We start from the raw sequence: 12005 nt of genomic DNA on the forward strand, positions 1-12005 counted from the left end.
CGTGGGCGCTGTTGAGCCCCCCTGTAATGTGGTCGGCCCCCCCCCCCGGAGTGGACGGGCCCGACGGCTGCGGAGTGTGTCAGCGCACGTGGATCGTCACCGTGACGGTCTTGAGGACCGCGGGCAGCTTGGTGGTGTCGACCTTCAGGATCTCGCCGTTGTCCTCCTGGCCCGTGGGGGGCAGCACCTTCTGGTGCACGGTCCACTTGCCGTCCGGGTCCACGGCGATGGTGTCGATGCCGAAGTCGTCGTCGTTGGACAGGTACAGCGTCTTGCCGCCGTTCGTGGTGGCGACGCCCTCGACCTTGTCGTGGCCGAAGAACGCACCGCTGGGATCGAGTTGGCTCACCAGCATGCCGACGTTGAGGTACGGCTGCTTCTGCGCGACGTGGACGTCGGCACCGGTGAGCGCGGTCAACGCCGCGTTGGTGCCGGCCGTCCCGACGAGGGCCTCGGGCGACTTGCCGCCGATCGTCAGGCCACTGACGTCGGTGGCGCCATTGATGTCGACCTCGTACAGGGTCTTCTGGGCGAACGGCTCGAAGTTGCCGTCACGCTCGTCGATGAGAAACCTGGTGCCGGACAGCGCGGTGATCTCGCTGTTGGCGTCGCCCGTGGTCGCCGGGTTGTCGAGCAGGTACAGGTACTGCTTGGACTCGTACGTGCGCAGGTCGATCGTGACGATACGGGCGGCCGGGACGTTGGCGGCCTTGGTGCTGCCGAGATCCGGCTGCTGCAGCGCGGCCTGCATGACGCCCACCAGGGTCGAGCCGTCCGGCGTGACCGTCAGGCCTTCCATGCCCTTGTTCTTCGCTCGGCCGGCGAGCTCGGCCGGAAGGTATCCGACGATCTTGTGGAAGGCGTTGTCCGGGCTGTTCCTGTACGGGGTCAGCCGGCCCAGCTCGTAGCCGTGCGCGTCGAAGTGCGTGATGTACGGGCCGTACTCGTCCGACACCCAGAACGTGCCGTCCGGCAGCGCCACCAGGCCCTCGGAGTCGTAACCGTACGGGTCCTTGGTCACGGGCGTGGGGGTACCGCCATTGGCGTTCGTCGCATCGACGTCGTTGATCGTCTCACTCGTGTCGTGGGGCGGACGGCCGCTGTACTTCACGCCGCCGAGGCTCTTCGGCCCCTTCAGAGTGACCTTCTTGATGAGCTCGGCCTTGCCGTCGACGAGCTTGAACTCACCGATCATGGGCGTGAAGTCGAGGACCATCTCGGACTTGTTGCCGTCCGGGCCGTCGGCGTTCGGGCCGCGGTCGGTGAGACCGTAGAAGTGACCCGACTTGCCCGGCACCGGGGTGAGCGACGAGCCGAAGCCCGCACCGGAGATCTTGGTGGTGGTGCCGCCCGGACCGGCGACCTGCTTGAGCGGCGGAATGGGAGTCCCGTTCGCCTGAGCGTCCTTGAACAGCTGTACCGCGTCGGTCGTGGTGTAGGTGAAGGTGTCCGTGCCCGTGAAACCGGACTTCGGGGTGTACGAGAACGTGCCGTCGGCGTCGACCGTCACCTGTCCGTTGGACGGCGCGGTGTGCCGCACGACCGCGGTCGCGTTGTGATCGTTCCGCAGAACGTCGCCGGTCACCGTGCCATGACCGGAGAAGGAGTCGGCGACCGCGCCGAAGTCGTGGGACGGGGCCCAGAGCCAGCCACCGGCCTGAGCCGCGACTGTGCCTGCGCCCACCACCGCCACGGTGGCGCCGATGGCGATGGATATCCGGGTGCGCTTGTGGGAGAAGGCTCTTGGAGTCACAGGGCAGAACCTCTCGGGCGATGATGAATTCCGCGAGGATCTTTGGTGAATCCTCGATCCCCAAAGAACCGGTACCCCGGCGCCAGGGCCTGGGGAGGGCCGGCCTCAGGCGGCCGCGCGGATGCTCACGTCATCTTCCTGTCCACTGCGGGGCGCGGCGCTCGGCGAAGGCGGTCATGCCCTCGCGTGCGTCGGCCGAGGCCGTCAAGGTGCCCAGTACCTTGCGCTGCACGGCGAATGCGTCAGCCTCCGGCACGCCGTCGGCGGCCCGTACGAGGTTCTTCACCGCGGCCAGCGCGAGCGGGGCGTTGTGTGCGAGCTGCTCGGCGAGCCCGACGGCGACGGCCACCGCTTCGCCGGGCTCGGTGACCCGGTTGACCAGGCTCAGCCGGCCGGCGCGGGCACCGCTGACCGGCTCGCCGGTGAGCAGGAATTCCATCGCCAGGTGGTACGGGACGCGCTTGGGCAGCCGGATCACGCCGCCACCGGCGGCGATCAGGCCGCGTGTGACTTCGGGCAGGCCGAACGTCGCGTTCTCGGCGGCGACGATCAGGTCACAGCCCAGGGCCAGTTCGAGTCCGCCGCCCAGGGCGAACCCCTCCACGGCGGCGATCAGCGGCTTCGTGCGTTCGGCCTCGGTCAGGCCGCCGAACCCGCGGCCCGGGATCGCGGGTGACTCGCCCCTGAGGGCGGCCTTGAGGTCCATGCCGGCGCTGAAGGTGCCCTTCGCTCCGGTCAGGACACCGGCGCGCAGCTCAGGGTCCGTCTCCAGTTCGTGCAGCGAGGCGGCCAGGGCGGCGGCGACGGTGGCGTTGACCGAGTTGCGTGCCTGGGGGCGGTCGATCGTGATCAGCAGGGTCGAGTCGACCCGCTGGACACGTACGTCGTTGGTGCGCATGGCTTCACCTACGGCTTTCTGCGGCTCAACGGAGGGCCGCCAGTTCGGCGAGGACCTCCTCGGTGTCCTGTCCGGGAACCGGGGCCAGGCGGCGGATCGAGCCGGGCGTGGCGGAGAACTTCACCGGGATCCCGATGGTGCGGACCGGGCCCTCGGTGGGGTGCACGAATGTTTCGAGGAGGTGGCCTTCGCGGACGTAGGAGTCCTCGTGTGCGTGGTCCAGCTCCAACACGGGTGCCATCGGGATGCTGTGCTTCGCGCACACCTCGGCCCACTCGGCCGTGGTCAGCGCGCGGGCGCATTCGCCGACCAGGTCGGACAGGTCGTCGAAGTCGGCCGTGTCGAGGGTGGGGCCGTTCACGCGCGGGTCCGCGGCCAGGTCGGGGCGGTCGGCCGCGGCGAAGAAGTCGCGGTAGTTGGGCGGGTTGTACGGGATCACGGCGGCCAGGCCGTCCTTGGTGCGCCGCGCCTTGTGCTGCTTGGACAACGACCGTGGGTAGCCGGTGGGGCCTGTCGGGGGCTCGAACGTGTGCCCCGCGAGATGCTCGATCAGGTTGAACGCGATCAGTGTGTCGGCCATCGGGACCTCGATCTGCTGGCCGTGCCCGGTCCTGTCCCGGTACAGCAGGGCGGCGAGCACGCTGTAGGCGATGGTCAGACCGGAGACCTTGTCGGCGAGGATGCTCGGCAGGTAGAGCGGCGTCCCCAGCGCGCGGTTGGCGATGTCGACGAGCCCGGAGGCGGCCTGCACGGTCTCGTCGTAGGCGGCGGCGTCGGAGCGGTCGGAGTCGCCGCGGAAGCCCGCGGCGTGTGCGTAGACGAGGCCGGGGTTGGCGGCGGCGAGGTCTTCGTAGGTCAGGCTCAGGCGGGCGAGCGCGCCGGGACGCATGTTGGTGATCAGTACATCGGCGGTGTGGATGAGCTGCAGGGCCTGGGCGTGTTCGGCCTCGTCCTTGAGGTCGAGGGCCACGCTGCGCTTGTTGCGGTTGACGTTGAGGTGCATCGGGGTCATACCCGGCGTGTTGCGGTACGCCCCCACATGCAGGGAGTCCGCGGGGGACTCGATCTTGATGACATCGGCGCCCAGATCTCCCAGGATCTGGGCCGCGTACGGGCCCATGACCACGGTCGAGAGGTCGATGACCCGCACGCCGTCGAGCGGCCCAGGACTGTGTGTGTCCGCCATTGTCGCGTCCCTTCATGCCGTGGTTGGCTATGCCAGGAACGCTAATGGAAATACCCGGAGAATGGAATTATCGTATTGCTAACATCGGTGTGACCGTGCCGGTCACGCCGACGTCGACCCCGAAGTCCGATATTACGAACAAGGGCGGACGGGGTTGCGAAAGGGGCTGGAATTGGTCGCGATGGGGTGCGAGGTTGCTGCCGTCACGTCCGTTCCATTTCAGGCCGTAATAGGCGGGCGTGGTGCCCCATGGGTGCAGTCGCTCGGCTCAGATGTGAAGGGGTTCGGCGAACACCTCACGGGCCGCTGCGATGAGTTCATCCAGGTCACCGCCCGAGGCTCGGTCACGCCGCCAGATCAGGACGGTGTCCAGGCTGGGCTTGAAATCCGTGAACGGCAGGACTCTCACGTTCTCCAGCGTGTAGCCGTGCATGGGGTTTTCCGGGTCGAGCATGGAAAGATAGAAAGCCATCCCACTGGAAATCACTTCGGCGATTCCGCCATAGCCTGAATCGGTCAGCTTGATACGTTTCTTGATCCCCCGCTCGGACAATTCCCGGTCAAGCTGCTCGAAGTAGGCGGCTCTCATTTCCTGTGGTGCGACGACGAAGCAGAGGTCGGCGAGGTCGGCCACTGCCAGGGAGTCCCGCCCGTCGAACTGGTCGGCCGGTACCACCGCTCCCAGCCGTTCGGACATGACGGGCAACATGTCCAGTACGGGGTCGCTGATCGGCAGCCGGGCCAGCGCGAGCGCGAGCCTGCCCTCGTGCACGCCGGTGACCAGAGCCTTGGAGGTGCCGGGCCAGCGTAGGAGTTCGCACCACTCGCAGGCGCGCTCGGCGAGGGTGCTGACGAGTTCCCTCATTCTCGGGTGGAGTCCGGTGGGGATGCCCATGAACATGGTGCTGTGCCCCGACCGGGTCGCTTCGCGCAGCCGCCACGGAATGCAGTTGATCTGCTCCAGTACGTCCCGCGCGATCGGGAGCAGCGCCTCCCCGGCCGGCGTGAGCGTGACACTGTGGGTGTCACGCTCGAACAGCCGATGGTCGAGCTCCCGCTCCAGATCCTTGATCCGCTGGCTCAGGGGTGAAGTGGCCATGTGCAGTCGGCGGGCCGCCGCCGAAAAGTTCAGCTCCTCGGCGACCGCGACGAAGTAGCGCAAATGCAGCATCTCCACACTGACACGTTAACCCCAACCACGAGTCGGTTCCGAGGGGTCGCACGTCAGTGTCGCGGTCGGTCGGCGGTCGGTGCGGCGTAACGGTGGGTGGCCGCACAACGCTGATCGCGGGCGTCAGCGCAGTGCGGCCTCGCCTGCCTGGACGGCACGCAGGGCACGCTCCACCGTTTCCTGGCTCTCGCCGACCGGAGCCACGTAGCCGATGATGTCGCGCGCGGCGTCTTCTCCGACCATGCGGGTGATCACCCAGGTGGCGAGATACTGGGACGCCAGGCAACCGCCCGCTGTCGCGATGTTCCCCTCGGAGTGGAACGCCGCGTCCAGCACGGTGACGCCGGCGGCTTCGACGAAGGGCCGGCTCTTGGTGTCCGTGCAGACCGGCATGGAGCCCAGCAGCCCCAGCCGGGCGAGCACCAGCGCGCCGGAGCACTGCGAACCGATCAGCTGTCGCGACGGGTCGAGCCGGAGCCTGGAGACCAGCCGGTCGTCGGCGACCACGTCTCGCGCCTTCACACCACTGCCGATCAGCACGACGTCGGCCTCGGTCACGAACTCCATCGGGCGCTGCCCTGTCACCTCGACGCCGTTCATCGACGTCACCACCGGTGTCGGCGTCGTGATGAAAGCCTCCAGACCGTCCTTGCGGCACCGGTTGATCAGCGCGGAAGCGATGAAACTGTCGAGCTCGTTGAACCCGTCGAAGGTGACAACGGCTACCTGCATCACAACTCCTCCAAGATGGCGTCAGATGCCCAGTCTCCCTGGCACGATGTCCCGGATCGAGGGCCAATCAGTGGTCGGTGGCATGCCTGCCGCTGCCACGGGTTTCGAACATCAGGGGTGTCGCGGCTGCGGCGGGACCCCGGCCGGTTCGTGCCCTCCGGCGGTGCCACCGCCGCCACGGCCGCCCGACTCTCCCCTTGGCGTCAGCCGCGTGGGTTGTCCGTGTCGCGCAGGGACGCCAGAACCGAGCCGTACATCCGTGCCTTGATGGTGCCGAGTGTGTCGCCGGCCTTGCCCAGTTGCGCCTGTGCGATCTCCACAGCCGTGGAGAGCACGGCGTCCTCGGCGACCGCCCGGTCGACGATGCCCACGGCCGCGGCATCCGACCCGCCGTAGCGGCGACCGGTGACCATGGCCTCGTGCGCGGTCTGGGGCGCCAACCGGGACTGGATCAGGGCGGACATGCCGGGCGAGAAGGGGATGTTGATGTCGGCCTCGGGCAGACACCAGTAGCCGCGATCGGAGCGCATGACGCGGAAGTCGTGCGCGAGGGACAGCATCGCGCCGGCGGCGAAGGTGTGCCCCTGGAGAGCCGCCACGGTGATCATCGGCAGGGACAGCACGCGAGCGAAGAGCTCGTGGACGGAGACGATGTAGTCCTCGTGCTGGTCGGAGTGGGCGGACAGCCAATCCAGATCCAGCCCGTTGGAGTAGAACTTGCCCGTCGCGGCGGTCACCAGGGCTCGCGGTCCCGTGGCCTTCTCCACCTCGTCCAGGGAGGCCTTGACGGATGCGACCCAGTCGGGGTGGAAGCGGTTCTCACCGTCTCCGAAGTTGAGCACGAAGACGTTGTCCTGGCGGTCGAGGGTGGGCATGTGCGCTCCTGTCTGGGTTGCGTGGTGTTGAGGGAAGGGTGCGTTTCGGACGGCGGGCTGCAGTGAACGTGCTTCACCGACAGCGCGGGAGCCGTCGGGATGCCGCATCGGGATGCGGTGCGGGGATGTGTACCCGGCGAGCCCCTCCTGCCCGGTCCGGCGTGGTGGGCGAGAGGCGAGGACGGGCAACGGCACCACGCCGCCTCATCGCGCGGGAAGGTGCCGTTGGCTCGTCATGTCGGTTCCTTTCGTCACCGCCGCGTCTCGTGCGCTACCTGGCCGAGGGGACATGGGAGATCGTCGCGGCCTGTCAGCCTACCCACCGCGGGGGAGTTCCCCGAGTCCCACGCGGTCGGCGGCGTTTCCCCGCGAAGGCGGCTGATGATGACGGGCGGTACGCCGCGGCGATGCTCGTGGAGCAGCATGTCGGCCGCTGTGTGCCGTGCTCATCAGGCCGCTTGCGCCTCCGTCGTGCCGGGGATGGCTCCCTGGGCACGCAGCCGGGCGACGTCGGCGGGACGGAAACCCAGCTCGGCGAGGATCTCGTCGTTGTGCTCGCCCAGGTCAGGGGCCCGCTTCGCCGGGACCTTCGGCACCCCGCGGATGTTGACGGGGCTGTTGACCGTGTACTCCAGCCCGTTGACCCCTTCCAGCGGTACGACGATGTCGTTCGCGCGCAGTTGCGGGTCCTGCGCGGCCTCCTCGGGCGTCTGGATGAGGCTGTAGTTGATGCGTGCCCGCTCCAGGACTTCCTTCCAGTGCGCGAAGGGCTGCGAGCGGAACGCGACGTCGAGGAGTCCGCTCAGCGCGGCGGCGTTCTTGGAGAAGCTCTCGAAGTCCCCGAAACGGGGATCCTCGGCCAGCTCGGGGCGTCCGACGGCCCGCGACAGTGCCGGCCAGTGCACGGATGAGGTGGCCAGCATGAGCCATCGGCCGTCCGCCGTCCGGTAGGGGTTGGTCAGCGCGTTCACCGGGGCGGTACGGTCGTGCAGCTCGAACGGTGTGCCGTCGGCGAGGGCGCCGGCCACCAGTGTTCCCGTGGCCCAGACGCCCGTGGCGAGCAGTGAAGTCCCGACGTCGGCCCCTTGGCCCGTCCGCTCGCGGCGGTACAGGGCGGTCACGATCGCCGCGTAGATGGCGATCGCCGACGTGTAGTCGCCACTGCCCCAGACCGGTACCGTCGGCGCACCTCCGGCGTCTCGGGTGGACGCCAGGAGCCCGCTGCGTGACCAGAAGGCCGTCAGGTCGAAGCCCGGCTGCCTGGCGTCGGGGCCGGCGTCCCCGAAGCCGGTGAGGTCGGCGTAGATGACGCGCGGGTTCCAGCTCGAGACCTCGTCGTAACCCAGGTGCAGCTTCTCGCGGGTGCCGTGCGGGAAGTTGGTGATCACCACGTCGGCCCACTCGACGAGGCGCTTGAGAACCTCGGTGGTCGCGGGGGACTTCAGGTCGAGCACCATGCCGCGCTTGTTGCGGTTGGCGAGGTGCCAGCCGTAGTTGGCCTGTGCCCGGGGGCTGGGCGGGACGAAGCTCAGCAGTCGCTGAGGGTCACCCCGTCCCGGCGGCTCGATCTTGATGACGTCCGCTCCGAAGTCGGAGAGTACGGTGGCCGCGGCCGGTCCCGCGATGTAGGTCGCCGCGTCGAGGACCTTCAGGCCGGTGAAGACGGATTCGGTGGTCATTGCGTCACCCCACGAAGGCGCTGTGGCCGGTGATGGACTTGCCGACGATGAGGGTCTGCATCTGGTGGGTGCCCTCGTAGGAGTACAAGGCCTCGGCGTCGGAGAAGAACCGGGCGATGTCGTACTCGAGGATGATGCCGTTGCCGCCGAAGATCTCGCGACTCCAGGCGACGACTTCACGCATACGGGCCGCGACGTACTCCTTGGCGAGTGCGGACTGCTCGTCGCGGAAGATGCCCTGGTCCTGAAGCCGGGCGAGCTGGACCAGCATGCCCCACGAGGCGGTGATGTTGCCCAGGCTCTTCACCAGGAGGTCCTGCACCAGCTGGAACCCGGCGATCGGACGGCCGAAGGCTACGCGCTCCTTGGCGTAGTCGAGCGCGAGTTCGTAGGCGCCGATCATGACGCCCAGCGACTGCCAGGCCACTCCGCTGCGCGTCTGCCGCAGGACCTCGCCGACGTCCCGGAAGCCCTTGATGTTCTGGAGCCGGTTCGCCTCCGGCACATGGACGTCGGTCAGGGTGATCTCGGCGTTCTGCACGATCCGCAGCGCGATCTTGCCCTCGATCTTCTCGGGCTTGAAGCCAGGGGTGCCCTTCTCGACGACGAAGGCCTTGACCTTGTTGTCCTCGACGTCCCGGGCGAAGACCACGACGTAGTCGGCGAAGGTGGCGTTGCCGATCCACTTCTTGGCGCCGTTGAGGACCCAGGTGTCGCCCTCCCGCTTGGCGGTGGTGCGCATGCCGCCTGAGACGTCGGAGCCGCCGAGCGGCTCGGTCAGGGCGAACGCGCCGATCTTCTCCATGGTGGCCATGGCGGGCAGGAACCTGTCGCGCTGCTCCTGGTCGCCGCCGTAATAGATGGAGTAGAACCCGAGCCCGTTGTGGACGCCGAAGAACGTGGCGGTCGAGGCGTCGACGCGGCCGAGCTCCGCGGCGAGTATCCCGCTGAGCAGGTGGCTGATGGCCGGCTTGTACTCGCCGTAGCCCTCGTAGGCCAGGGCGGACAGTCCACTGCTGCGGAACTTCTCGATGTACTCGAAGGGGAACTCGCCCTTGCCCCAGTACTCGTTGACCAGCGGCTTGATCTCCTTGCCCAGGAAAGTGCGGGCCTTGAGGAGGATCTCGTGCTCCTCCTCCGACAGCAGTGCCTCGTAGCCGTAGAAGTCGGCTGCCAGGTGGTCGTCCAGGGGTGCGACGGGGGTGGTGTCGGTGGTCATCTCAGTTCTCCTTGCTGTGCTCGGTACGGCGGACGTCTTCCAGGGCGGCCAGGACGGCGAGTTGCCTGCGGTCGCGGGCCTCGGCGAGTTCGGTGAACGGCGCGGAGGCGTATGCCTTCTCCACCGCCTGGATGAGTTGCTCGCGGTCCTTGGGGTCTTGCGAGGGCTGTCCGAGGGCCAACTGCTGCATGGACTGGCCGATGTGCGCGCTCATGTGGCGGTAACCTCCGGGGCCGCCGCCCAGGTGGGAGCCGAGGAAAGGCCCGACCGTGGACCAGCGGATGCCGAGAGAGTGGGTGACGACGGTGTCCAGGTCCTCGGGCGTCACCACGCCCTGCTGGACGAGATAGACGGCCTCGCGGCTGAGCGCGCTCTGGAGCCGGTTGCCCACGAAGCCGGGGATCTCCTGGCGTTCGACGACGGGCTCGCGACCGACCGCGGTGTAGAAGTCGACGGCTGCCTGTACGGCTTCCTCGGTGGTGCGTTCGCCGGGTACGACCTCGACGAGCGGCAGCAGGTGGGGCGGGTTGAAGGGGTGCCCGATGAGGATGCGGCCGGCGTCTTCGAGCTCCTTGGTGAAAGCGGTCGCCGGGATCGCCGACGACGAGCTCAGCAGGAGTGCGTGTCCAGGGGTCTCCCGGACCAGCTGGTCGAAGAGCTGCTTCTTGAACTCGACGCGCTCGGGGCCGTTCTCCTGGACGATGTCCGCGTCCCGAACGGCCTCGGTGACGTCGGCCGCGATGTGTACGCGGTCGGCGAGACCGTCGGTGTCCAGACCCTGGGCGGCCAGGTGCGGGGTGAATTCGGCGAGCGCCTCGGCGATCGCCTCCGCCAGGTCGGGGCGGGGATCGCTGACGTGGACGGTGAGTCCGTGTGCGGCGAACAGTGCTGTCCAGGACAGTCCGATGGTGCCCGCGCCGATCACGGCGGCGGTACGGAATGGGCGCGTCACTGCGCGTCTCCCTTCAGGTAGTCGAAGACCGGCTCGACGGGGGCGAGGGTCAGGTCGGTGAGGATGTGACTGGCGGAGACGACCTCCAGGACGGGCAGGTCCGCCAGCGGGGCGAGGACATGGGCGAAGAACTGGAGCCGCGCGGGGCCGGTGTACGCCGCCTTGACCACCACGTCGGTGATCTCGGTGCGTACCAGCTCCTGGACGCGCAGGTCACCGCGGTAGCCCGGGACGGACTTGAGCATGAAGGTCGGCACAGTGATCTCGTCCCGGGCCGCGGCCTGGTCGAGCGGCCGCTGCTTGTAGCCCATGGTCGCGGTGGCGACGCGGAGGGTTCCGTAGTCGAGGGTCCCGACGAGCGCCCCGCTGTCGACGTACAGCCGGGGTGCGCCGATGACCTTCGGATACGCGCTGGCCTCGCGGCCCGCGGCGGTCGCCGGGAAGTTGTCGAGGTACATCGCGTGCAGGTATTCGCCCTGCTCGCCCTCGAAGCTGACCTGGATCGCCTGACCGGCCTCGGTGTAGGGGCCGAACCCGCTGACGTCGCCCATCTTCATGACCTCGAAGCGGACCAGCGGTTCGTCGATCCGAAGGGGTTCGGGAACGACGGCACGCAGTGCGTCGGGGTCCGTGCGGTACAGGATGTTGAGGTACTCGCGGTCGGTGAAGCGATGGACTGTCGGCGTGTACGCCGGGCTGGTCAGCGGGGTGGTCAGGTGCTTCCGGACGTCTTCGATCCGCATGTCACTTCCCCGTCCACTGCGGGGCCCGGCGCTCGGCGAAGGCGGTCATGCCCTCCCGGACGTCGGCCGTGGCCATCAGCTTGCTCATCACCGTGCGCTGCGCGGCGAAGGCGTCGGTCTCGGGGGCGCCGTCCGCGGCCCGTGTGACCGCCTTCACGGCGGCCAGTGCCAGGGGCGCGTTCGCGGCCAGCCGTTCGGCGAGGAGGAGGGCCTCGGCCACGGCCTGACCTGCGGGGACGACCTGGTTGGCCAGGCCCAGCTCGCCGGCCCGACGGCCGCTCACCGGTTCGCCGGTCAGCAGAAACTCCATCGCGAGGTGGTACGGGATGCGTCGGGGCAGCCGGATCACTCCGCCGCCGGCGGCGATCAGACCCCGCTTGACCTCCGGCAGACCGAAGTGCGCGTCCTGCGCGGCCACGATCAGGTCGCAGGCAAGGGCCAGTTCGAAGCCGCCCCCCATGGCCCAGCCCTCCACAGCGGCGATCAGCGGCTTGGTCCGAGCGACCTCGGTCACGCCGCCGAATCCGCGCCCCGGGATGTCGGGGGACTCGCCGCGCAGGGCGGCCTTCAGGTCCATGCCGGCGCTGAAGGTGCCTTCGGCGCCGGTCAGCACGCCGGCCCGGAGTTCGGGGTCTGCCTCCAGTTCGTCCAGGGCACTCGCCAGGAGGGCGGCGACCGAGGCGTTGACGGAGTTGCGTGCTTGTGGGCGGTCGATCGTGATCAGCAGGGTCGTGCCCGCGCGGTGGGTGCGCACGTCGGTGGTGCTCATGGCTCGCTTCTCTCGGGGGAGGTGCGGG

Annotated in this window: 11 protein-coding genes; all 11 read right to left on the reverse strand. The window is 68.6% G+C overall.

The window, feature by feature from the left end; translation table 11 throughout:
* Window positions 1-79: 79 nt before the first annotated feature.
* A complete protein-coding gene (locus ACFV0T_RS36760) occupies window positions 80-1753 on the reverse strand; it encodes an esterase-like activity of phytase family protein (protein WP_385789042.1) in 1674 nt (557 codons plus the stop codon).
* Window positions 1754-1883: 130 nt separating this feature from the next.
* A complete protein-coding gene (locus ACFV0T_RS36765; RefSeq protein WP_385789043.1) occupies window positions 1884-2651 on the reverse strand; it encodes a crotonase/enoyl-CoA hydratase family protein in 768 nt (255 codons plus the stop codon).
* A gap of 25 nt (window positions 2652-2676) precedes the next feature.
* Window positions 2677-3837, reverse strand: coding sequence for a CaiB/BaiF CoA transferase family protein (locus ACFV0T_RS36770; RefSeq protein WP_385789045.1), 1161 nt, complete (start codon window positions 3835-3837; stop codon window positions 2677-2679).
* Between the two features lie 268 nt (window positions 3838-4105).
* Window positions 4106-5008, reverse strand: coding sequence for a LysR family transcriptional regulator (locus ACFV0T_RS36775; protein WP_385789113.1), 903 nt, complete (start codon window positions 5006-5008; stop codon window positions 4106-4108).
* Window positions 5009-5131: 123 nt separating this feature from the next.
* Complete coding sequence (locus tag ACFV0T_RS36780) at window positions 5132-5740, reverse strand: DJ-1/PfpI family protein (protein WP_385789046.1); 609 nt, start codon at window positions 5738-5740, stop codon at window positions 5132-5134.
* Between the two features lie 203 nt (window positions 5741-5943).
* Window positions 5944-6615 (reverse strand): enoyl-CoA hydratase-related protein, encoded by a 672-nt coding sequence (locus tag ACFV0T_RS36785; RefSeq protein WP_385789048.1) that lies wholly within the window; start codon window positions 6613-6615, stop codon window positions 5944-5946.
* 449 nt (window positions 6616-7064) lie between these two features.
* Window positions 7065-8294 (reverse strand): CaiB/BaiF CoA transferase family protein, encoded by a 1230-nt coding sequence (locus ACFV0T_RS36790; protein ID WP_385789050.1) that lies wholly within the window; start codon window positions 8292-8294, stop codon window positions 7065-7067.
* 4 nt (window positions 8295-8298) lie between these two features.
* On the reverse strand, window positions 8299-9513 hold the full coding sequence (locus ACFV0T_RS36795) for an acyl-CoA dehydrogenase family protein (protein ID WP_385789052.1): 1215 nt from the start codon (window positions 9511-9513) through the stop codon (window positions 8299-8301).
* 1 nt (window position 9514) lies between these two features.
* Window positions 9515-10465 (reverse strand): 3-hydroxyacyl-CoA dehydrogenase NAD-binding domain-containing protein, encoded by a 951-nt coding sequence (locus tag ACFV0T_RS36800; RefSeq protein WP_385789054.1) that lies wholly within the window; start codon window positions 10463-10465, stop codon window positions 9515-9517.
* Window positions 10462-11208 (reverse strand): acetoacetate decarboxylase, encoded by a 747-nt coding sequence (locus tag ACFV0T_RS36805; protein ID WP_385789056.1) that lies wholly within the window; start codon window positions 11206-11208, stop codon window positions 10462-10464. Before ACFV0T_RS36805 ends, ACFV0T_RS36800 begins: the two co-directional genes overlap by 4 nt.
* A 1-nt stretch (window position 11209) precedes the next feature.
* Window positions 11210-11977, reverse strand: a complete 768-nt coding sequence (locus tag ACFV0T_RS36810) for a crotonase/enoyl-CoA hydratase family protein (RefSeq protein WP_385789058.1) — start codon at window positions 11975-11977, stop codon at window positions 11210-11212.
* Window positions 11978-12005: the final 28 nt, after the last annotated feature.

The organism is Streptomyces sp. NPDC059582 (assembly GCF_042735715.1).
Lineage (GTDB): Bacteria > Actinomycetota > Actinomycetes > Streptomycetales > Streptomycetaceae > Streptomyces.

What these genes read in the sequence shown, in the direction of transcription:
- ACFV0T_RS36810 (WP_385789058.1), bottom strand. Translation starts at nt 11,977, where the DNA reads ATGAGCACCACCGACGTGCGCACCCACCGCGCGGGCACGACCCTGCTG.
- ACFV0T_RS36785 (WP_385789048.1), bottom strand. Translation starts at nt 6,615, where the DNA reads ATGCCCACCCTCGACCGCCAGGACAACGTCTTCGTGCTCAACTTCGGA.
- ACFV0T_RS36780 (WP_385789046.1), bottom strand. Translation starts at nt 5,740, where the DNA reads ATGCAGGTAGCCGTTGTCACCTTCGACGGGTTCAACGAGCTCGACAGT.
- ACFV0T_RS36790 (WP_385789050.1), bottom strand. Translation starts at nt 8,294, where the DNA reads ATGACCACCGAATCCGTCTTCACCGGCCTGAAGGTCCTCGACGCGGCG.
- ACFV0T_RS36805 (WP_385789056.1), bottom strand. Translation starts at nt 11,208, where the DNA reads ATGCGGATCGAAGACGTCCGGAAGCACCTGACCACCCCGCTGACCAGC.
- ACFV0T_RS36775 (WP_385789113.1), bottom strand. Translation starts at nt 5,008, where the DNA reads ATGCTGCATTTGCGCTACTTCGTCGCGGTCGCCGAGGAGCTGAACTTT.
- ACFV0T_RS36770 (WP_385789045.1), bottom strand. Translation starts at nt 3,837, where the DNA reads ATGGCGGACACACACAGTCCTGGGCCGCTCGACGGCGTGCGGGTCATC.
- ACFV0T_RS36765 (WP_385789043.1), bottom strand. Translation starts at nt 2,651, where the DNA reads ATGCGCACCAACGACGTACGTGTCCAGCGGGTCGACTCGACCCTGCTG.
- ACFV0T_RS36795 (WP_385789052.1), bottom strand. Translation starts at nt 9,513, where the DNA reads ATGACCACCGACACCACCCCCGTCGCACCCCTGGACGACCACCTGGCA.